At 45.8% G+C, this 21,337-nt stretch carries 17 protein-coding genes; 3 read left to right on the top strand and 14 right to left on the bottom strand.

Translation table 11 applies throughout. The features are described 5' to 3' along the window. Nucleotides 1–138 precede the first annotated feature (138 nt). Both MHB49_RS23260 and MHB49_RS23265 read left to right on the top strand, forming a co-directional pair. Nucleotides 139–1,131, top strand: a complete 993-nt coding sequence (locus MHB49_RS23260) for a DUF1385 domain-containing protein (protein WP_405153172.1) — start codon at nt 139–141, stop codon at nt 1,129–1,131. A gap of 5 nt (nt 1,132–1,136) precedes the next feature. Next, nucleotides 1,137–1,469, top strand: a complete 333-nt coding sequence (locus MHB49_RS23265; RefSeq protein ID WP_247898340.1) for a hypothetical protein — start codon at nt 1,137–1,139, stop codon at nt 1,467–1,469. Nucleotides 1,470–1,537: 68 nt separating this feature from the next. Here MHB49_RS23265 and MHB49_RS23270 read toward each other — a convergent pair whose 3' ends face one another. From MHB49_RS23270 to mntR, 3 genes are all read right to left on the bottom strand, one after another. Further along, a complete protein-coding gene (locus MHB49_RS23270) occupies nt 1,538–2,539 on the bottom strand; it encodes a patatin-like phospholipase family protein (RefSeq protein ID WP_405153173.1) in 1,002 nt (333 codons plus the stop codon). A gap of 84 nt (nt 2,540–2,623) precedes the next feature. Beyond that, on the bottom strand, nt 2,624–4,222 hold the full coding sequence (locus MHB49_RS23275; RefSeq protein ID WP_405153174.1) for a family 10 glycosylhydrolase: 1,599 nt from the start codon (nt 4,220–4,222) through the stop codon (nt 2,624–2,626). 231 nt (nt 4,223–4,453) lie between these two features. After that, nucleotides 4,454–4,882, bottom strand: coding sequence for a transcriptional regulator MntR (gene mntR / locus MHB49_RS23280; RefSeq protein WP_090900835.1), 429 nt, complete (start codon nt 4,880–4,882; stop codon nt 4,454–4,456). Nucleotides 4,883–5,117: 235 nt separating this feature from the next. On the opposite strand from mntR, the gene splB reads away from it, so the two are divergent. Beyond that, nucleotides 5,118–6,188 carry a spore photoproduct lyase gene (gene splB / locus MHB49_RS23285; protein ID WP_405153175.1) on the top strand — a complete coding sequence of 357 codons (1,071 nt, stop codon included), beginning with the start codon at nt 5,118–5,120 and terminating at the stop codon, nt 6,186–6,188. 141 nt (nt 6,189–6,329) lie between these two features. On the opposite strand, the gene MHB49_RS23290 is transcribed toward splB, so the two are convergent. The 11 genes from MHB49_RS23290 to MHB49_RS23340 all read right to left on the bottom strand — a co-directional run bounded on the left by MHB49_RS23290 (nt 6,330) and on the right by MHB49_RS23340 (nt 21,307). Further along, entirely contained in the window at nt 6,330–7,043 is a 714-nt protein-coding gene (locus MHB49_RS23290; RefSeq protein WP_090900841.1) for a cytochrome c biogenesis CcdA family protein, read from the bottom strand. 46 nt (nt 7,044–7,089) lie between these two features. Further along, on the bottom strand, nt 7,090–7,893 hold the full coding sequence (locus tag MHB49_RS23295) for a metal ABC transporter permease (protein ID WP_405153176.1): 804 nt from the start codon (nt 7,891–7,893) through the stop codon (nt 7,090–7,092). Between the two features lie 49 nt (nt 7,894–7,942). Further along, the gene (locus MHB49_RS23300) at nt 7,943–8,701 is read right to left on the bottom strand and encodes a metal ABC transporter ATP-binding protein (RefSeq protein ID WP_405153177.1); all 759 of its coding nucleotides are present in this window, start codon (nt 8,699–8,701) and stop codon (nt 7,943–7,945) included. A gap of 55 nt (nt 8,702–8,756) precedes the next feature. Continuing rightward, nucleotides 8,757–9,746, bottom strand: coding sequence for a metal ABC transporter solute-binding protein, Zn/Mn family (locus MHB49_RS23305; RefSeq protein ID WP_405153178.1), 990 nt, complete (start codon nt 9,744–9,746; stop codon nt 8,757–8,759). A 312-nt stretch (nt 9,747–10,058) separates the two neighbouring features. Then, nucleotides 10,059–12,089 carry a methionine--tRNA ligase gene (metG, locus tag MHB49_RS23310; RefSeq protein ID WP_405153179.1) on the bottom strand — a complete coding sequence of 677 codons (2,031 nt, stop codon included), beginning with the start codon at nt 12,087–12,089 and terminating at the stop codon, nt 10,059–10,061. A gap of 430 nt (nt 12,090–12,519) precedes the next feature. Further along, nucleotides 12,520–12,771 (bottom strand): membrane protein insertion efficiency factor YidD, encoded by a 252-nt coding sequence (yidD, locus tag MHB49_RS23315; protein WP_405153180.1) that lies wholly within the window; start codon nt 12,769–12,771, stop codon nt 12,520–12,522. 2 nt (nt 12,772–12,773) lie between these two features. Then, the gene (locus MHB49_RS23320) at nt 12,774–13,238 is read right to left on the bottom strand and encodes a Fur family transcriptional regulator (protein WP_064636708.1); all 465 of its coding nucleotides are present in this window, start codon (nt 13,236–13,238) and stop codon (nt 12,774–12,776) included. A gap of 377 nt (nt 13,239–13,615) precedes the next feature. Continuing rightward, nucleotides 13,616–15,883 carry a stalk domain-containing protein gene (locus MHB49_RS23325; protein ID WP_405153181.1) on the bottom strand — a complete coding sequence of 756 codons (2,268 nt, stop codon included), beginning with the start codon at nt 15,881–15,883 and terminating at the stop codon, nt 13,616–13,618. Between the two features lie 279 nt (nt 15,884–16,162). Further along, on the bottom strand, nt 16,163–17,818 hold the full coding sequence (gene nagZ / locus MHB49_RS23330; RefSeq protein ID WP_405153182.1) for a beta-N-acetylhexosaminidase: 1,656 nt from the start codon (nt 17,816–17,818) through the stop codon (nt 16,163–16,165). A 19-nt stretch (nt 17,819–17,837) separates the two neighbouring features. Then, a complete protein-coding gene (locus tag MHB49_RS23335) occupies nt 17,838–19,469 on the bottom strand; it encodes a response regulator (protein WP_405153183.1) in 1,632 nt (543 codons plus the stop codon). Beyond that, a complete protein-coding gene (locus tag MHB49_RS23340) occupies nt 19,466–21,307 on the bottom strand; it encodes a sensor histidine kinase (RefSeq protein WP_405153184.1) in 1,842 nt (613 codons plus the stop codon). The genes MHB49_RS23335 and MHB49_RS23340 overlap by 4 nt, the downstream gene beginning before the upstream one ends. Between the last annotated feature and the right edge of the window lie 30 nt (nt 21,308–21,337).

The following is a 21,337-nucleotide window of genomic DNA, read 5'->3' on the forward strand; positions in this document are numbered from 1 at the left end:
TACAAATCAGGACAAAGTTAATAACATCACCCATGGAACGACTCGTAAACTAGAAATTGCTCTCAAAATTCGATACAATAAGATTATTAAACTGCCTTCGAACATGAAGGCTTAGAACAGAATAGGAAGGTGAATGATTTGCCTCAACAATCCAAGCCTGTCAGCTACGGGGGGCAAGCTGTCATTGAGGGCGTAATGTTCGGCGGTAAACATGTCAACGTTACAGCTGTGCGAAGAAAAGACGGCGAAATTACGTATTTGGAAGTTCCCAAGCAAGACAAGTCCTGGGTCATAAAATTGCGGCGGATTCCACTACTGCGCGGGATTGTCAGCATTATAGATTCGAGTGTCAAAGGAAGCAAACATCTCAATTATTCTGCTGACGCATATGCTGATGATGAACTGGAACCTGAAGAAAAAGAAAAGCAAAAAGCAAAAGAAGGCTCAGGTTGGAGCCTCAGCATGATTATTGGTGTCACCGCAGTAGCTATACTTTCGTTCCTCTTTGGTAAAATTGTTCTGACATTGTTGCCCGTTGTTATTGAGAATTTTCTGTTCAAAAATGCATTCGACAATCAGTTTTTGCATAATTTACTGGAAGGCGGAATTAAACTCATTCTTCTGCTCGCCTACCTATGGCTCATCTCCCAGACACCGATGATTAAACGTCTGTTCCAATACCATGGTGCAGAACATAAAGTCATTAGTGCTCACGAAGCCGGAGAAGAGCTTACGCCAGAAAATGTGCAGAAGTATAGCCGTTTGCATTATCGTTGCGGAAGCAGTTTCATTATGCTGACTGTTATTATTGGCGTATTCTTGTACTCGCTCTTCACATACGATAACCTATGGGAACGTATGGGACAGCGGTTGCTGTTACTGCCAGTAGTACTCGGTATTTCATTCGAATTGTTGAAATTGACCAATTCGGTACGTGACATCCCTGTACTTCGTTATCTCGGATATCCGGGGCTGTGGCTGCAGTTGCTGACAACCAAAGAACCAACGAATGAACAGGTAGAAGTATCCATTGCTTCATTTAACCGTATGCGAGAATTGGATGCCAAACTTGCAAACGTATCCGCCACATCGGAAGTCCCTGTTGCAACACTTGATCCTGTGAAAGGGTGAATGATATGAACAAGCAGGCAATCATATTTTGGACGTTCATCGCACTCGCTGCTATTGGAATTTTGACTTGGCTGGGAAATGGAGGTCTATCCCGAATTATTATCCCCCTTGTCGTGTTCGGAGTTGTGTTCCTGCTCTATAAATATCCGCCCCGCCGTTGGGCACGCAAGACATCATCACCGAAGATCAAACCATCGGCTAAAACCATGGCTAAAGTTAATGCACAATCTGGTACTCGAAAAAGCAGCGGTTCTTCCAAAAAACGCAAGGATTATCCTTTTCAGGTTATCCAGGGACAAAAGGGTAAAAGTGATGAGGACGTACCTAAGTATCACTAAAGCGCTAATATCGAATCAACACACAGAAAAGCAATTCTCCATATATGCGGAGAATTGCTTTTTCATTTTTATACAGGAGTCAGCGGTGGTGTCTCCGCTTGTTTCATTCTTAGCTCTCGTTTTTGTTTGTCCAGCTGTTCACCATATATTTTGGTATTCCATCCACTGAAAAATTCAGTACCGGCAGTCACCCCGGATTGATATAAAGCTGTACTATCCTGTACAGAAAGGTTAAATTCCGTAGGTTTAATCCCAAGGGTAGGAATTTTTACCGTACGGAATCGATTGATCTGTTCAATATATCGCTCGTCATGAGCAGTAAGCATCGTTTCAACCAATGCCTGAAGCATGCTTAGTGGCCCTCTGATTCTAGCTGGCTCTCCTTCCGTTTTGCCAACCATTTTAAAACCGACTACAGGGATGATGTCTCCTCCACGTTCTGTACGCTCCCCATCAAACAGCCAGAGTGGAAAATTACTCAATAATGCTCCATCGACGATGTAAACAAACTGGTCCGCAAAACGTAAACCTTTAGACAGGATAGGGGATCTGCGAATGGCTACCGGGTCAAAGAAATAGGGGATACTGCAACTCATGCGTACGGCCTTGGCCACCTCCATTTTCGAAGGATCTATTCCGAATCGTTTGATATCATCTGGAAGCACCAAAATGGTGCCATTGGAAATGTCGGATGCAATAATTAATAACTTCCCAGGAGGCAGATCAGCAAACGTCCTAACCCCCTTTTTTTTCAGCATATCCCGAATCCAGCATTCCAGCGCTTCCCCAGAATAAAGTCCTTTTTTCAAAAACAGCCTTGCTGCAGGTCCGATCCACTTGGTATCAAATATGGGAGAACGTCGCAGCAATGAAGCAAACGGCGTATTTTCGATAATGCTTTTCATCTCTTCCGCCTGGTAGCCTGCGGCCAGCAAAGCAGCTACGATGGAACCCGATGACGTGCCCCCTACGCGATTAAACTCAACACCGTGATCTTCTGCACCTTTTACGGCGCCGGCAAGTGAAATTCCCTTTACCCCGCCACCTTCAAATACTCCATTAATCAACACAATAAAACCCCCGTTCTCCAGGCAGTCCATGCTTCTACTGCCACTGTATGAGAACAGGGGTTGGTCATATTACGTTAAATTGTTTTACAATCCATAATAGGCCTTTAATTTGGCAATCAAACCGAGCGGATTTTTCGTCAGGTACTGTGAACTGAAGAAAATATCCCCTTTCACCGTATCATATTTTTCATTATATATAAGCTGATCAATGATTTCCTGTGAAGTCTGCCAGCCGACTTCTGGTGTGCCAAGCTTATAAGGCGAGTGACCAATATATAATTTCACATCCGTATTGGCCACTTCATTGGCCCACCAGTCAACCACTTTGTCATATCGTGCTGCACTTAGTGTCATACTCCAGTACACTTGGGGTGCAACATAGTCGATCCACTCCTGCTTGATCCATGTCCGAACATCCGCATTCATACTGTCATAAGCGGTTACTCCTGCTTTCGTATCGGAACCTGTCAAATCAACCGATTTGTTACGCCATACGCCAAATGGGCTAATTCCATATTGGACTCCAGCTTTCACCTTGTGGATGCTCTCTCCGAGCCGCTTGACGAATTGGTTGATGTTGTCCCGACGCCATTCTGCACGATCATTTGTATTCAATGTGTTGTATGCTTTGAAAGCTGCATCATCATTAAACGTTACATTGGAAGGATAAAAATAATCATCCAAGTGTACGCCATCAACATCATATTGGTTGACTACTTCCATGATGGAATCAATTATATGCTGTCTCGCTTCAGGAATACCTGGATTAATATACAATTTGCCTGATGCATTAACAATCCAGTCCGGATGAAGTTTGGATACATGATTGGCCGCAAGCCCGGTTGAACTTGCCGAGTTGGTAGCTCGAAATGGGTTGAACCAGGCATGGAATTCAAGACCACGTTTGTGAGCTTCCTCAATCATAAATGCAAGTGGATCATACCCAGGGTCTTTTCCTTGCGTTCCTGTCAGTACACCATTCCACGGTACAAGACCTGATGGATAGATCGCATCCCCGTTGGCCCGCACTTGAACAAATACAGCGTTGATTCCCATATCCTGCAGCGTGTCAAGCTGCTGAATGAACTCCAGCTTTTGTTTCTCTACATTTCCTTTGGCACCAGATGAAGGCCAGTCTCCGTTTACAGTCGAAATCCAGGCTCCACGCATCTCATCCGTATTTGGCGTAGTTCCCGTTCCTCCAGGCTCTGCTGGTGTCACTGGAGCAGGATTAGAAACATTGCCTGTGTTCAGATCAATGGTCTGCTCAGACTGGTTCCAGGTAACCTGGATTCCAAGGTTCTCACTGACGAATCGAATCGGTACCATGACACGGCCTTGCTTCAGTTCTACCGACGCATCAAGATCAACCAAGGTGCCATCCACCGTTGCCTGCTGGCGTCCACTCGTCATCGTAATGACTGAATCGGATTTCTTGATTGTAACGGTGCGTGTCGCTTGGGACCATAGTACAGACGCCCCAAGTCCCTCGCTAATGACACGCAGAGGAACCATCGTTACATTTACTTTGGGCAAAATGTAAGGTGAGACATCCGATTCCAAACGTTGACCATCCAAATAAATGACAATTTCCTTTTGACTAGCTGCCTGCGCCGTCAGTCCTGAGGTTTGTAAACCCAGAACAAAAATGAGCAGCAGGATCAATCCTTTACGAAGCTTCATCAGTGCAATCCTCCAAAATAATTATAAATTCGCGGCAAATTCTGCTAGTTTAATAGACGCTTCAATCGTTTGTTTAGTTGCGGATAATCACCAAATTTTGGTCAAGAAAAAGCAAAAAGATGCTACCTACCGTTTTATCGGAAGGTGCATCCTCTGATTTTGAATGGATATGCATGGAAATTTCAGGTGAGTCTGGCTTTCGGAACTGGGGTTGTTTGTCTATTTGAAAGCTTAGGATTCTGTATTGCTCATGACTTCCTGAATACTTTTAAGATCACGCAATCGATTCTCATCCTGGCGGAAATATTCAACCAAAGATTCGATGCAGGTAATGGAATCCCAGCTCAGATGGTGTTCAATTCCTTCAACATCCTGGTATATATTTTCCTCCTGAACCCCAATCGTCGTCAAAAATTGTTCAAGCAGATGATGGCGCTCCATCAGTCGTTTGCCCATCTTTTTGCCTTTTGGCGTAAGCACCAACCCACGGTACTTCTCATAGATCAGGTACTCGTCTTTGTCCAGCTTTTGGATCATCTTCGTCACTGATGAAGGATGTACTTCCAAACCTTCAGCTATATCAGACACACGAGCATAGCCCTTTTCATCAATTAATTTGTATATACGCTCCAAATAATCTTCCATACTGGGCGTTGGCATCTGCTTCCCTCTCTTCTCTCTGACCAGCGCTATTCTTGCCTGGTCCCTATCTTATAATGATACATGTTATCAATACGCATTGGCAAGTCCTGCACAAGTCCTGCACAATTCATTCACTATTTCCTGTCCACATAACACTTCTCAGTTCCATTATCATTACGCAAGTATTGGCAAGGGTGACTTATCCCAAAACGAGGCAAACTAAGCTAAGTTCCGTATTGAAAGGAGTGATTTCGTGAGTACCAGTTTGGCGCAACCCCCCGTTCGCAAAGCAAAGGGCACTAAACCCTTTATTCCCGATTTGGTATATTTTGAACCCGGTGCGCTGGAATATGAGAAAGGCAAACGGATTATGGAATGGGTTACCTCCAGAAATATTCCTTACCAGATGACGACATCCCATAATCGAATCACCAATCTCCCTGGTGAGACGGAACAGGAGAAGTACCGCATGGCCAAACGTACCCTAGTCGTCGGTGTGCGTAAAACACTCAAGTTTGACCAATCGAAGCCTTCGGCTGAGTATGCCATTCCCATCTCCACAGGCTGTATGGGCCACTGTCATTATTGTTATCTTCAAACGACACTTGGGGCTAAGCCCTATGTCCGTGTCTATGTAAACACCGAAGAAATTATTGAGGCTGCCAAAGGATACATTGAAGAACGCGCACCTGAACTTACACGTTTTGAAGCAGCTTGTACATCTGATCCCGTAGGATTGGAGCATATTACAGGAAATCTCGGTGACCTGATTCGTTTTATGGCAGATGAGGAACACGGACGGCTTCGATTTGTAACCAAATATCATCATGTTGATCCTTTATTAAACATCAAACATAACGGACATACCCGTATCCGTTTCAGTGTGAATTCCGACTATGTGATCAAAAATTTCGAACCCGCTACCTCGCGTTTTGAGGAACGTATCGAAGCTGCTGGCAAAATAGCTCATGCCGGTTATCCACTCGGATTTATTATTGCCCCAATCATATGGTATGACGGATGGGAAGAAGGATACTCGGAGCTCCTACAAAAGCTCGCTGACACCCTTCCTGAAGAAGCAACCAAGGATCTAACCTTTGAAATGATCCAGCACCGTTTTACCAAAACGGCAAAAGCCACCATTGAGAAGCGATACCCCAAAACCAAGCTGGAGATGGATATCGAAAAGCGGAAAATGAAATGGGGCCGCTGGGGCCAGTACAAATATGTGTATAAGGATGATCAGCAGGATGCCCTGCGGGAATTTATTACCGAACGCATTTTTGAGCATTTCCCACTGGCCAACATTGATTATTTTACCTAAATGCAGAGTAGACACCTTCTATTAATAACCATTGATTAAAAAAGCAGGTTACATGACCCCAGAATGATTCTGGTTTCCATGCAGCCTGCTTTATCCTTATTTAGAATAACGTTGAGTAAAGAAAAAATCCTTGGTACTGCGCTAGATAATCATCCAGTCGGGTGTGATTTGCTGTAGCCAGATCGTAATTTTCGTCATCTGATCGGTGAATAACAGCACTCCGAGGAACAACATCAATGCGCCTCCGGCTTTCATCATGATATTGGAATAACGCAAGATCCAGCGTGTAGAACCGATGAAAAAGGCCAGAATGAAAAAGGGTAACGCAAATCCGGCCGTGTAACCCGTAATCAACGCCAACCAGGTGGTTGGTTCGCTCGCAGCCATGGCGATGATAGCAGTCAAAATCGGTCCAATACAAGGCGACCAGCCTGCCGAGAAACCAATGCCAAAAATAAATGAGCCCAAGTAACCTGCAGGTTTCCATTTCATATCTAGCTTACGCTCTTTCATCAGAAACTGAGGTTTGAACAACCCCAGCAAGAATAAACCCATTAACATAATCAAGATCGCTGATAATTGACGAATGAGGTCACGGTTATCATTGAAAAATTGACCAAATAACCCGGCTCCCAGCCCCAGCGAATAAAATACTGCCGAGAATCCCAAAATAAACGCCAACGTATGAGTCAATGTCTTGAAGCGAACTTCACGCTGATTGCGTTCATCCTTCAAACGTTGTACCGTCATCCCCGTAATATAAGAAAGATACGAAGGATACAGCGGAAGACAGCATGGCGATATAAACGAAGCTAACCCTGCTACAAAAGCCAGCCACACATTAACATCAGGCATGAAGCGGATGTCTCCCTTCCTAGGGCTCACTTGCTCACGTTCAGACTCAGGCTCGGAACCCTTTTTTTCCAATCATCGTAAGAATCAGCATCATGATAAGCAAAAGTACAATTGTTGCTCCTGGTGCAAGATTCCAGATCCCTGCCACCACCAGTCCGATGACCACTGCAATTTCACCAATGACCACGGATAATATAATTGCCGATTTGAAACTTCGGGCCATCAGCAAGCTTACAGCTACCGGTATGGTCAGCAATGCGGATACCAGCAAGGCGCCCACGATTTTGATCGCCGTACTTATGACAAGGGCTGTCATCACGGTAATCAGCATGTTAAGCAATTTCACGGGCAATCCGGTAACCGCTGCGGCATCCTCTTCAAAGCTGAGCAGGAAAAACTCCTTATGTAACAGCGCCACAACGATGATCACGATCAGCGTGACCACACCAACCAGCTTCAAATCCGTGGAGTCTAGTGTATAAATACTGCCGAACAGGTAACTCATAACATCTGTATTATATCCTTTGCCCAGCGTGAAGAACAACGAAGCAAGCGCAACTCCACCGGACATGATAATCGCAATCGATAACTCGGCGTAACTTTTGTAAGCCTTGCGAAGTTTCTCTATCGCAAATGATGCGAGCACGGCGAAAATAAGCCCAACCGCAATCGGATACACTTCAATCAGGAATCCGAGTGCAACCCCCGCAATCGTCACATGAGACAAGGTATCCCCGATCATAGAAAGGCGCCGCAGCACCAGAAACAATCCGATTAATGGTGCGGTGATGCCAATTAGCAATCCCCCCGCCAGCGCCCGTTGAAAAAAATCACTCATTAAAATTTCCAAAACACACACGACTCCTTCGGCCTTGCTCTAATCTGATTGCGACTGGCGTCTAACGAACCTGGGTGGTAGTATGCTGCAAATTGGTCTCGGCACAATCTTCCACCTCATGGGAATGACGAACATGGAAATGAATTTTTCCGTTTGTCACCGCAGCTTTGGAACCGAGGTAGCTTTCCATCCGGTCCATATCATGGGATACCATCAGGAATGTCATCCGATGGTGTTCATGCATATGGGTAATCAGTTCGAAAAAGCTGGCCTGGGATTCAGCATCGATACCCACCGTCGGTTCATCCAGAATCAGCAGATCAGGGTGATTGATAAGCGCTCGTGCCAAAAACACACGCTGTTGCTGTCCGCCGGACAGTTGTCCAATCCGTTTGTTCGCCAGATCCTCAATCCGCATCACTTGCAGAGCATCTGTGCACTGCTGCTGACATTTACGGGACATTCGGCGGAACATATTTTTGTTGTTGTACAGACCAGACATTACGACTTCCCGCACGGTTGCAGGGAACAAAGGGTTAAACGCATTTTTTTGCGGAACATAACCAATTCGTTCCCAATCCTTGAAACGGCGGATCGACTGTCCGAATAGCTTGATATCTCCCTCGGCTGGAGGCAAAAGTCCAACCAACATCCGCAGCAATGTCGTTTTGCCCGCCCCGTTTGAACCGATAATTCCGACAAAATCCCTTTCCTTGACCATAAAATCAAGATTTTCAATTACTCGCTGGTCACCGTAGGAAAATGATAGTTTCTCGATCTCTATGATTGGATCATGACACAATGGCATGATTTGCTGCATGGCAAAGCCGCCCTTCATTATATATGAGGATTGCAAACGAATCCTTCAGTCTACCTTATTTTAATGCGATCAGCAGATTTTGCAAATTTTTCTCCATCAGGGTGAAATAATCATCCCCGTTTGTGACCTGTTCTTTGGTTAAACCTTCTACCGGATTCAGGACCATTGTCTCTACACCTGCTTCATTGGCAAGAGTTTTCGCCAGTTTGTCAGACACCAGCTCTTCGAAGAAAATGTATTTAATACCTTCATCCTTCACCAATTTAGCCAACTGCACAATATCCTGACCTGTTGGCTCCGCATCTGGAGAAAGTCCCATAATGGCATGCTGGGTCAATCCATAATCACGTGCAAGGTACCCAAAGGCCTGGTGTGATACAACTATTTCCTTGTTGGGAACTTTGGACAATTCATCCGTAAAGTGCTGATCCAGTGTTTCCAGCTTGGTCCGCAGCTCTTCGTAACGTTGTTCATATCCTTCTTTATGTGCAGGGTCTACTTCAACCAGGCTATTTTTGATATTTTCGGCCATTACCATTGCCGATTTTGGACTTACCCATGTATGTGGGTCCACATGATGGTTTGCAATGTCCTCTGCGTTCGCTTCATCTGCATGTTCGTCGCTATGTTCATCCACCTGTTCTTCACCATGACCGTGTCCATCATCATCTTCAGCAGTCAATAGAGTAACTCCTTCACTTACTGCAACTGACTTCACCTGGGTATCGCTATTCAGTGACTTCAGGAAGTTGGGGACCCATCCTTCCAGTCCTGCACCATTATATAGGAACAACTGGGCTTTGGATGTATTCACAATATCTTGGCTCTTCGGCGTCCAGTCATGTGGTTCAACACCTGTGGGCAGCAAATTAATGACATTTGCATCTTCCCCGCCAATTGTCGAAGTAAACGCATAGACAGGATAGAAGCTCGTAATCACATTCACTTTGCCTTCCACCAGCTTGGCACTCTCCGAATTATTCTGACCGCATGCCGACAATATGAGCAAACTAAGAACAAGCAGACCACTAAGCAACCATTTCATATGCCTTCTTCTACCTGTCGCTAAAGTACGGTTTACCTGGTCTAGATTTCTTCCATTATAAAATTCCACTAGTATTCACTCCGCATCTCTTAATCGTAAACATTACTGAAGAATTATAGGTAACCTGCTCGAACTTGTCAAGCCGCTCTGTCCTATTCATTCTTTCCTTGAGCACGGAGTTCATAACAGTATATGCTTGTTTTCTTCGCCTCAGATCCGACTTTCATCCAAAATAAAAAGTGACCCGATTCGCATCGAGCCACCCTTATTACCAACCGCTATATAAACCTATCGTTGATTACATGGTCAAGGTTATTTCACTTGAGCGCCATTGGGCATATTATCTGGCACCGTCGCCAGTGTAAGCTGGTCGCCATGGGATGCGGCCAGGATCATGCCCTGGGACAGTTCACCGCGCAATTTCACCGGTTTGAGGTTAGTCACACAGATGACCTTGCGTCCAACCATGTCTTCAGGTGAATAAAACTTCGCAATTCCTGATACAACTTGACGTTGCTCATAGCCCAGATCCAGCTGCAGCTTCAGCAATTTATCGGCTTTCTTCACCGGCTCACAGGCAATAACTTGAGCCACACGCAGTTCCACTTTGGCGAAATCGTCAATACCGATCTCTTCTTTGCCATCTGGTGCTGTGACGGGTTGGACGGCTTCCGAAGAGCCTACAGCATTAGCTTGAGCTGCCTCAGGCTGCTCTTCTGCTTTTTTGCCGCCAGTCATCGCTTCAGCAATATAAGCAATCTCTTGTTCGGAGTCCAGACGTGGGAAGATCGGGTCGCCCTTCTGCAAGACGTTTCCAGCCGGAATAACGCCCCATTGCTTGGCGGAATCCCAAGCCGTCAATTCCCCTTCCTGAATGCCGAGCTGTTCCCAGATTTTGCGCGGAGCACGTGTCAGGAACGGCTGCAACAGGATGGAAGCAATCCGCAAGCTTTCAATCAGATGTGACATTACCGATGCCAGTTCATTGCGTTTTGCTTCATCACGAGCCAGAGCCCAAGGTTGAGTCTCATCAATGTATTTGTTACTGCGGCTAACAAACTGACTGATCGCTGTCAATGCGACGGAAAATTGCAGGTTTTCCATAGCCTGCTCCACTTTGTCCACAGCAGCAAGACCCGCTTCTTCAAGAGATGTATCAAATTCGGTCACACCTGAAGTAAACTCAGGCGCTTTGCCTTCGAAATATTTGTCCACCATCGCTACCGTACGGTTCAACAGGTTTCCTAGGTCATTCGCAAGGTCCGAATTCACACGCTCTACAAAGCTTTCTGGAGTAAACGTACCATCTGAACCAAATGGAACTTCACGCAGCAGGTAATAACGCAGTGCATCCAGACCATAACGGTCAATCAAGGTTACCGGGTCAACGACATTGCCCTTTGATTTGGACATTTTGCCGTCTTTCATCAACAGCCAGCCGTGAGCGAATACTTTCTTCGGTAAAGGCAGGTCCAATGCCATCAGCATAATCGGCCAGTAAATCGTATGGAAACGAACAATTTCTTTTCCTACCAGATGCACGTCCGCTGGCCAGAATTTGTTGTAAAGCGATTCGTCGGATGATCCATAACCCAAAGCTGTAATATAGTTGGACAACGCATCAATCCATACGTACACAACGTGTTTCGGATCGCCTTTAACTTTGACGCCCCATTCGAAAGTGGTCCGGGATACGGCCAAGTCTTCCAGGCCTGGCTTGATGAAGTTGTTGATCATTTCATTTTTGCGGGACTCCGGCTGAATAAAACCTGGATTCTCTTCATAATATTTCAGCAAACGATCGGCATACTTGCTCATCCGGAAGAAGTAGGATTCTTCTTTGACCAGTTCCACAGGGTGTCCGCTATCCGGGCTTTTCGCCGAAATAATTTCGCCTTTGTCATTCTTCTCCACATCAACCAGTTGGGTTTCCGTGTAATACGTCTCATCCGGGATACTGTACCAGCCTTCGTACTCACCCTTATAGATATCCCCTTGTTTCAACAAACGGTCAAAGATATCCTGAACCACTGTTTTGTGGCGCTCCTCCGTCGTACGAATGAAGTCGTCATTGGAAATATCAAGTTTGTTCCACAGTTCCTTGATGCCAACTACGATGTCGTCGATAAAGGCTTGCGGTGATTGTCCTTTCTCTTGTGCCTTGCGCTCAATCTTCTGGCCGTGTTCATCCGTTCCTGTCAGATAGTGAGCATCATAACCGCGTAGACGCTTGTAACGAACCATCGCATCTCCTGCCACAGTCGTGTACGCATGCCCAATATGCAATTTGTCACTCGGATAATAAATCGGTGTTGTCAGATAAAATGTTTTTTGATCAGCCATAGATGACTTCTCCTCCTTCATATGGTCGTGCTTTTTCATTGCATTTGCCTAAAAAAGAACACAAAAAACTCCCGTCCCTGTATGGGACGAGAGTTGCTCTCACGTGTTACCACCCAAATTCCCCGTGCTTTTCACAAACCACAGGCTCTGCCGGTCCTTCGACCGCCCATTAACGCTGGATCACGCCTCAGCCTTACGACAGCCGTTCTAAACAACATCTGTACGCTCGAAAGAGGTTCCTCCGGGACCATATTCCATCCTCCTCCCAGACCGGTTCTCAGCTCATCCGGCTCTCTGCACTGGGGGTGTGTCTGTACTTATCCCTTCACTGGAAATCATTATACGAAAAATATACTGAAATACTGCCTCCTTTGTCAAGTGGACAGCAATCTTAAATCAACTCAAGCCGGCAAAAACGACCAGTGGATTGTTAATCGGATACCATCACGGACTTTTCAGTCTTCGGCGGCACCAGATCCACTCCACCTGGATGAAACGGATGGCATTTCCCAATACGCTTTGCCGCAAGCAGCGATCCTTTGAACGCACCATGCACCTCAATCGCCTCCATCGCATACGCCGAGCAGGTAGGATAGAAACGGCACGTCGGCGGCTTCAATGGAGAGATATAGCTGCGATACACCCGAATGGGAGCCTGAACCAGTCTGCGGGATAACTTCATCGTCAGTGCTTCCCGTGAGTGTGCTGATGTCCGGATGACACTTTGGCTGGCATATGTTCGGCACAGTCCTTACAGTACCCGAAAACTTCAAATTTATGATCGACGACCTGGAATTGCTCGGGCGCATCTGCAAGCTGCATTGGGCAAAAAACGATTGGATATGTCTTCTGGCATTTCAGACAAATCATATGGTGGTGATGGTGATCTTCGCTGCAATGTGCTCTGAACTTCACCCCATCTTCAAAGATGACCTGTTCCAGTACACCCAATTCTTGCATGACACGCAAATTCCGGTACACCGTGTCAAAACTCAGTCCGCTGTATGTTTTACCCATATATTCATAGACGTCCTTGGGTGTCAAATACCCTGGGGATTCGGCAAATAACCGGGCCAGTGTCTTCCGCTGATCCGTAATGCGGAGCCCTTGCGAGGACATGGTAGTAATAATCTGTTCTGTCGACAGCATGACCTAAAGCACCTCCTGTCATACGAGCATTCTGCATAGATTCAAAAGCGATTGCAATTCAGCAAATACGTTAGATTAAAGGGTTCTTTTCGTCTAGGTATTGTACCCATAAACGTGTGGAATCAAAATTATGCAAAATGCTGATACTTATGCTTGATTTATATACTTCTAATAATGCCTTAAATGAAGTTCATAGTCAACGAGCGCAGCGGGCTAGCTGATTCTACTATTACAATTAAAAAGGACTCCAATGAATACATGGAGTCCTTTCCTGACGGTTTAGATGATCAATCGTTCGGGCGACTTTTGGGGTGAACGGGTATATATGATATAAGCTTTCACTCCAAACCGTCCGTTCCTGATGACAGGTGAAACAATTACTTCTCTGCTGGAAGCGGTGTGAACAGCAAGTTGACAGGAAGATTGCTTCCTGGTGCCGCCGAGAACACAATGGTTACAGCCTCGCCGTACGAACCTGTGCGATAGAGTACACTTTGTTCGTTTGGTGCACTTAAGGATTTGCTGGTATTCGAAATCTGCACAACCTGACCATTAACGAGTGCCACACCCGAGTATCTACCACCACGAGGGTTGAATGAGATCAGCGTGCGCGGAGCCACATTGTTCAGTGTAATTTTGTAAAGTACGCCGAAGTTGCCCGCGTTAGAAGCATCTGTATATGCCATTGGATCTGTACCGACCAGATTCGGGTCACTTGCATTATCCCCAAGCGGCAGGCGGGCAGGCTTCGAACCTACTTCCTGGTCATACGTAATGACACGTGTTGCATTCGGATACGTACCACGGTTGTGCACACCATCACGATCCAGAACAGGCAGTGTGGACCATACGGCCATTGGATCTTTATTTTCTTCGATCATGATAATGTTGTAATCCAGCCTGTAGTCGCTGAAAACATCAGAATACAGGGAAATTACTTGCCCTTGCTTCATTGGAAGAGCATTGAGTTCAGTAAGAATCAATTTGCTCTCTCCTGGCTGCAGCACAACATTCAATTTTCCAGTGCCATCTTGCATGGACTGGAACCAACGCTCAATTGATAACCTTCCGGCTACTGTTGCGAATGGCGAAGGACCTGCAAAGCCCATATTTTGCTGCTCTAATGTTGCTGCGTACATATTATTATTCGTAGCAACAACGTACATTTTCACGTTTTTGCCGGTGTTATTTACATGGTGGATCATGAAACGGGTCTGACCGATTGAAGTCTCTTTGTACACAATCCCTTCCGAATTAACAGTTTCCGGACTGTTACTACGAATCAGCACACTTTGCTCATCATGATAAGTGAACGGTACTTTCTCCATAGCAGGAACTTCACTGCCGTTGAAGCTGAACTTATCCCCTACCGGTGTGAACAACTGATTAAAATCAGAGATAGTATACAGAGTTTCATTAGTAATATTGACATTCTTGGTATAGCTATTACTAGCACCATGTTTGTCCGTAACGGTAATCGTTACTGTTTTGGGTCCCGGAACAAAAAATGCCAAAGCATTGTTTTCCCATTCGGTTTTAACAATAGCATTTTCATCATCGGTGCTTTGATCAATGTACGTGATCTTTTCACCCATTTTGTACTCTTCCTTGTCTGTCGTAAACATCGCTACAGGGGGAAGATTCGGTTTCTGAACTTGAATCGTAACAGAGTACGGGTCACTCCATTGTCCGCTCGAATCCTGGACAGCATACGTTACCGTATATGTACCTGGTTGGTCAAACGAATCCTGACGCCCAGTCCAGCGCTCGTCTACAATGTCCAGTCCTTTGGGAGAGCTGGATTTAGTGTTGTATGTCACCGTGTCTCCTGCAAAAATCTCTTTTTGTACCGTGAAGCTGGCTACCGGTTTGGTATTCAGATTCAGTACAACAGTCTTCGCAGACTGATTAACTTTATAAGTAATGTTGAGTGCCTGAGTAATCGACGTCAGCGGCACCATGAACGTATTTTTTTGTTGATAGGCAGGGCCTTTCATCGTTCTGGATTCACCGTTAACTGTGTAAACGCTGCTATTCGTTTTGAAGCGAAGCTCATCTTCGCCACTAATAATAATGGTTTCTTTGGTTGTATTGTCATATTTCACTTCATAACCAACCCGATCAACCAGTGCGCGGATCGCTACATAAGATACTCCATTTTTGACAGCCATCGGCTGTCCGGCAAGATATGTTTTGCCGTCCTGCACCATTTTGTTGCTGTTCATATAAAGGGTCAGATCTCCGCCTTTACTTCCGGCAACAGACTGACCACTTGTAGAAGGCTGCTCAACCTCAACTGGAGCTGTTGGAGCTGTTGGAACTGTTGTTTCCTCTCCCGCATCCTCTTCATCAGCAGGGTCTGTAACGGGGTCAACCGGAGTAACATCTGTAGATGTTGGTTCCGTTGTCACCGGATTTGTACCCTCGGCGGCTTCATTATCATTTGGTGTTGTATCCGATCCGGACTTTACTTCCGATTCCGCGATGGTTTGTTCTTTCTTCACAACCTCCACGGATTTAACTTTGGCTGTATTCACTGTTGTTGTATCGCTTTGATCGGCTGCCAGGGCATTCGCCGGAATCGCTGCAAACGCTTGAAATACAGCTAAAGCGGTAAGTATGGACAATTTCTTCTTCAAATTCATTCTTTGTCTTTGGCTCCTTCTGCTCCCATTTTATAAATATCCCCCTCAAAAAGTCATACTATTAGACGCTTACTACCGGGAAAAGTTGCTAAAAATATTTGATAACAATTGTAAACTTTTAATAGAGCGAAAATACTATGAAAATAGTTATCTATTATAACTTTCGTTTTGGAGTGAAGTCTGTTTTAAAACCCGCCGTAAATTCCAATAAAAAAATCCCTCCAGGAGATGGTTGAATAAGCACCATGTCACAGAGAGATTTAGAGATTTGAACTTGTGCTAACGCAAACGGACGGGCAATCTTCCTTTTGGCTGCAATTCACCTGTTAACACGAGGGATAATGCGCGAACCACAGCAGGAGTGTTCTCGTACGTACATACATAACTTCCTGGCTCAGGAATCTCCAATAGATCATATGGATTACGCAGAGCGACTACAATCAGGGAATACTTTTCACTAAGTTTTTGAACCAAATGCTGCTGCCCTTTTGGAAGATGTCCAGCTGAAGTGTAAGTACATACGATAATTTGATCTGCCTCTGACACATCCTTCAGAATCCGGTCCGTCTCATCATAAGTCGGCTGTGTCGTTATTTTTTGCTCCCGAACTCCGCCTCTCAGTTGCGATAACGCCATTCCAAGTGAATCCGTGTGGGACCATGGTTCATCCACTTCTGTCCGCTGTATAACTTCGGGCCAGATGACGTACACATCCTTTTCAGGTTTTAAGGGAAGCAAGCCATCATTCTTGACCATCGTAATGCTATTGGAAGCAATTTCGTCCAACGTGGACTCAATGGAGTCAAGTGACCGTGCTAGTTCCTGGTTCTCTTTTGTTGAGATAGCGGAACCATTTTCATCAAGTCCATCCGGTAGAACATGATCCTCCCTCATAGGAACAAACGTCTTCTGCCACTGACCACAACGTGCTGTTTTCCATGAAATAATACGTTCCAATGCCTTGTTAATGGTTGCTGCTTCAATTCGCCCAGTACGAACGGCTTCAACAACGGCTTCAACAGCAGAGACTTGATCTTGCAGAGTGTGACTGACCAGAATTAGATCAGCTCCGGCCTCCACGGCACGTACGGCTGCCTCGGCTACACCATAGGGCTTGGATATCGCATGCATTTCCAGACAATCAGTAATAATAATGCCGTCAAAGCCCATTTCTTTACGTAATAGTCCCGTCAATACTTTACGTGACAATGTAGCTGGAATCGGCTCAGGTTCAATCGCCGGGAAGATGACGTGAGCAGTCATAATGGCATCCACTCCGGCCTCAATAGCCCGTCTGAACGGCAGAAGCTCCACCTTCTCCAGCCTGTTACGGTCATGAGGTACAGTGACCATGCCAAGATGAGAATCAACCGCCGTATCTCCATGTCCTGGAAAATGTTTGGCTGTCGCAGTAACACCTCTGGACTGATATCCTTTGATGGCCGCTGCACCATGTGCAGCTACACTCTCCGCATTCTCACCATAAGAACGCACGCCGATGACCGGGTTAAGGAAGTTGTTGTTCACATCCAGCACTGGAGCAAGGTTCATATCAATACCGATGCTTTTTAACTCATGTCCTAGAATTTGGGCACATTCGAGGGTGTACGCCGGATTACCCGTTGCTCCTAACGCCATGTTCCCCGGCACCTGGGTTACTCCCTCTTTATCAATCCGGGCCACCATGCCGCCCTCCTGATCCACGGAAATCATCAAAGGTAATTCCCCGGCTTCAACCGCAATCGCTTGCAAGTCAGCAGACAATCGATTTAACTGGTCTACACTTTCCACATTTCGCCTGAAATAAATAACGCCTCCAACATGATAATCACGGATCAGTTGATGGATCTGTTCATCTGCATGCTGTCCATGGAATCCACACATAAACATCTGTCCTACCCGCTGTTCCAACGAAAGCTGATCGATTGAATACATACGCACGCTTTCCTCCCCATTATGAACCTGCTCTTTGGTTTGACCTGAATTCTGATGGTTTCATGTGAAAATGTTTATGGAACACTTTGGAGAAATATCGCCGTTCCTTGTACCCTGTCGCTTCTCCAATAGCTGTAATACTCCATTCCGTTGTACTTAATAACAAGGCGGCACTCTCCATCCGCTTATGAGTCATATATTCCACAAAGGTTACACCCATCTGGTTTTTGAACAGCTGGCAAAAGTAACCCGGACTGATTCCCAGCCAATCAGCTACCTCATCAATACCCAGATCACATTCCAGCCTAGCGTTCATATATTCGCACGCAGATGTGATCAGCTCAGATACAGAAGGGCGAGGTGCACTTTTCTTATCATGACAGGCATGAGCAATTGCCTCCGCCAGTTCGATTAATTCCTTGATGGAAGTTGCTGAATGCAGTGCACTCCAGAAGTGCATTTCGTCCTGTTCAGCCATGACATGTACTTCGCGCAACTCACGAAGCATATGTACAAGCAGAAAACGCAGGCTGTTCTCGGCTACGCCATCCAGCGCACTTTTATGCTCGCTCATCCGATGTTTGAGCATAACGAGCAGATCAATCAATCCCTGCTTATTTCCCTGTCTGATCCAGCGGGTAATCAAGTCCAAATCTTCTTTTGTAATCCACATCGTTGCCCTTCTGGGATGTTCTTTGGATGGCAGGATGGCGTGCTGTTCAGCAGATTCAAGTACATCGCTACGTTGGTTAGAATCATTCATGATTAGCAAGCGTTGACAGTGCCGGTATCGCTCAGCCATCTGTTCGTCCAGTTTCACGGGTATAACATCCTGGATGACCCTTGTCTTCATGCCTGAATCCGGCTCAAATATCGCATCTAATTCCAGCTGAACCTGTTGAGCTAGTGCATCTGCCCTCAGACTCCATTCACCGGAGGCCTCGACCAACATGCACCATTCTCCCTTACGGGCCGAAATGAGCAGAGTACCCTCGCAGATTCGGTCTGTAATCTCCCTAAGCTTGGAACGAATCATTCCATGCCAGCTTTGGTGCCGTGTTCCGGACCATCCGATCGAATGCCTGAAATAACCGGATACATCAATAAGCAGCAGGATATATTGCAATGAAGATGCCTGTATTTCCGCAGAAGAAGGTGGAGAAGACAACAACGAATTCTCCTCTTTTTGCATCAGGTCAATAATATGTTTGTGCCGTACCCAAACTTCTATTTCCGATTTGCGGTGGCGCTCAGCCTCCATTTCCAATCTTTTCTTCTGAATCTGCCCAGCAAGATCACGCAATTTACGTTCCAGATCCAGGTAATCGATTGGCTTGCATATGTATTCATGGACATTGTAACGAATGGCTGTACGGGCATATTCAAACTGCTGATATCCTGTCAGCAAAATAATCTCGCAATTCTCACCTTGTTCCCGCAGCATTCGAATCAGTTCCAGACCATCCATGGAAGGCATACGAATATCACATAACATGATGTCAGGGTGACATTCTGCAACTTTATCCAGTGCTTCTGAGCCGCTTCTGGCTGTACCAACAATGTCAATGCCCATGTCTTCCCAAGGCAAAATAAAACTCAAATTCTCCAAAATCGGCAGCTCATCGTCAACCAGCAACGCGGTTAGATTCATTCATCTTCCCCCTGCTCATATTGTGGAATAATGCATTGAATGATAGTGCCATACCCGGGAGATGAACATATAAATACCCCGTATCCGGCCCCATATTGAATCCGTATTCGATCTGCAACACTTCTTAGTCCCAGTCCTCTGCGCTCTGCCATTGAAGACAAGGGCTTCGTCCCCTCTGCCATGATGTATTCAGGCGGGTCTTCTGCCATGTATTCGAATCGAGCCAACATTTCCTGGGGAATACCGATACCATTATCTTCGACTCGCAGCACCAGATTGTTTCGTTCCACGAATGCGCTGATTCGGAGTACACCCTGATATTCAATTCCTTCAAACCCGTGCTGAATACTATTTTCCACAAGAGGTTGGAGGATAAGCTTGAGCATGGATGAGGTGTAGAGATGAGATGGTATATCGATCTCATATCGGAACAAATCACTGAACCTGTAATGCTGGATTTCAAGATAGCTCTGCAAATGCCTTAGCTCTTCACTGAGCGAAATTTCCTCCTGGTCCTGGATGCTGATCCGCAGCATATTGCCAAGTCTTGTCACCATTTCACTTACTTTACGCCCTTCTCCCCTCATGGCTAATCCATTAATAGATTCCAACGTGTTAAATAGGAAATGAGGTTTGATCTGGGCTTGAAGCACGCGCAGTTCTGCCTTCGCCTTCTGTTGCTGCTCTGCACGCACACGTCGGAACAGACCTCCGATGCGATCCAGCAATTCATTGAATCCTTGGGCGAGCAGTTGCATTTCGTCAAAAGCTTTCCCCTCTACCCGGGCATTAAAGTCCCCGTCATCTACACGTCTCATGAATCGTACGAGCACCGCAATATTGCCGGTGATTCGGTTCATGAAAAACACATTGAAAACCATCGCAGCAAGCAGACACAGCAGAATGATAATAATCGACCAGCCTGCGAACACATTCGTCTCTGCGGATAACGCTTCCCATGAAGCGACACTGACCAGACTCCAGTTATAGTTTTTTAGATGATACTGTGAAATGATGCTTTCACTGCCATCAAACACGGCTCTGGTGCTGCTGAACCCCGGTCCGTAAATTCCAGAACGCACACCCAGATTCTCCATCTTTTCTCCGCTGTATCGTCCGGAAGGATCGTATACAATCAGACCCTCTTCATTAATCAGCAGGAACGAAGTATCCTGTGCAGGATCACTTATTTGCAAATGGCGGAAGATGCGGTCCATCTCCCCTTTTTTAATCTGAACGACAAGGACCCCAATATTCTGAAAATAACTGAGTTCCTTGACCAACCGAATCTGAGTAAAGACTGGCTCTACGCCCGTGAGTTCAGGATACTCCAAGGGGGCCAGCCATTTAGGCACGCCGTTGAGTTCCTGGATTTCTTTGTATATAGGATGGACTTTAAATTGTTGAAAAGGGAGTGCTTGAAAGTTTTCCTTCGTAAATATAGAGACAATCTGGTTATCCTGAGACGAGCGCGAACGCAAATCATACAAGAAGGCATAACTGATAAACGGGTAGTTGTATAAAAGGGAACGGAAATTACGCTGGCTAGCATTCAGCGACAATTGATTACCGGTTCCAAGATCCTGCTTGCTTGGATCTTTGGCGTTCAATGCCATCTGGAATACCGATGTGGCAATACCATTGTCCGTGACATTGTTGATCTGTTGAAAAACATTCTCGATATTATAGCTAATCGCCTGAAGTGCATATTCAGACTGCTGATTGTATTTTTTCTCAATCGTATGTGACGTGACCAAGAACATGCCGATTCCAAGCGCACACATCGGTACAATGATGAGCAGCAGAAATGCCATGGCCAGCTTCATCCGCAAGTTCATTTCCCGTTCTCCCTATATAACGCATCGTTA

Source organism: Paenibacillus sp. FSL K6-0108, from assembly GCF_045040695.1.
GTDB classification, from domain to species: Bacteria; Bacillota; Bacilli; order Paenibacillales; family Paenibacillaceae; genus Paenibacillus; species Paenibacillus pabuli_B.

What these genes read in the sequence shown, in the direction of transcription:
- MHB49_RS23265 (WP_247898340.1), top strand. Translation starts at nt 1,137, where the DNA reads ATGAACAAGCAGGCAATCATATTTTGGACGTTCATCGCACTCGCTGCT.
- MHB49_RS23275 (WP_405153174.1), bottom strand. Translation starts at nt 4,222, where the DNA reads ATGAAGCTTCGTAAAGGATTGATCCTGCTGCTCATTTTTGTTCTGGGT.
- mntR (WP_090900835.1), bottom strand. Translation starts at nt 4,882, where the DNA reads ATGCCAACGCCCAGTATGGAAGATTATTTGGAGCGTATATACAAATTA.
- MHB49_RS23290 (WP_090900841.1), bottom strand. Translation starts at nt 7,043, where the DNA reads ATGCCTGATGTTAATGTGTGGCTGGCTTTTGTAGCAGGGTTAGCTTCG.
- MHB49_RS23300 (WP_405153177.1), bottom strand. Translation starts at nt 8,701, where the DNA reads ATGCAGCAAATCATGCCATTGTGTCATGATCCAATCATAGAGATCGAG.
- MHB49_RS23305 (WP_405153178.1), bottom strand. Translation starts at nt 9,746, where the DNA reads ATGAAATGGTTGCTTAGTGGTCTGCTTGTTCTTAGTTTGCTCATATTG.
- metG (WP_405153179.1), bottom strand. Translation starts at nt 12,089, where the DNA reads ATGGCTGATCAAAAAACATTTTATCTGACAACACCGATTTATTATCCG.
- yidD (WP_405153180.1), bottom strand. Translation starts at nt 12,771, where the DNA reads ATGAAGTTATCCCGCAGACTGGTTCAGGCTCCCATTCGGGTGTATCGC.
- MHB49_RS23320 (WP_064636708.1), bottom strand. Translation starts at nt 13,238, where the DNA reads ATGCTGTCGACAGAACAGATTATTACTACCATGTCCTCGCAAGGGCTC.
- MHB49_RS23325 (WP_405153181.1), bottom strand. Translation starts at nt 15,883, where the DNA reads ATGAATTTGAAGAAGAAATTGTCCATACTTACCGCTTTAGCTGTATTT.
- nagZ (WP_405153182.1), bottom strand. Translation starts at nt 17,818, where the DNA reads ATGTATTCAATCGATCAGCTTTCGTTGGAACAGCGGGTAGGACAGATG.
- MHB49_RS23335 (WP_405153183.1), bottom strand. Translation starts at nt 19,469, where the DNA reads ATGAATCTAACCGCGTTGCTGGTTGACGATGAGCTGCCGATTTTGGAG.
- MHB49_RS23340 (WP_405153184.1), bottom strand. Translation starts at nt 21,307, where the DNA reads ATGAACTTGCGGATGAAGCTGGCCATGGCATTTCTGCTGCTCATCATT.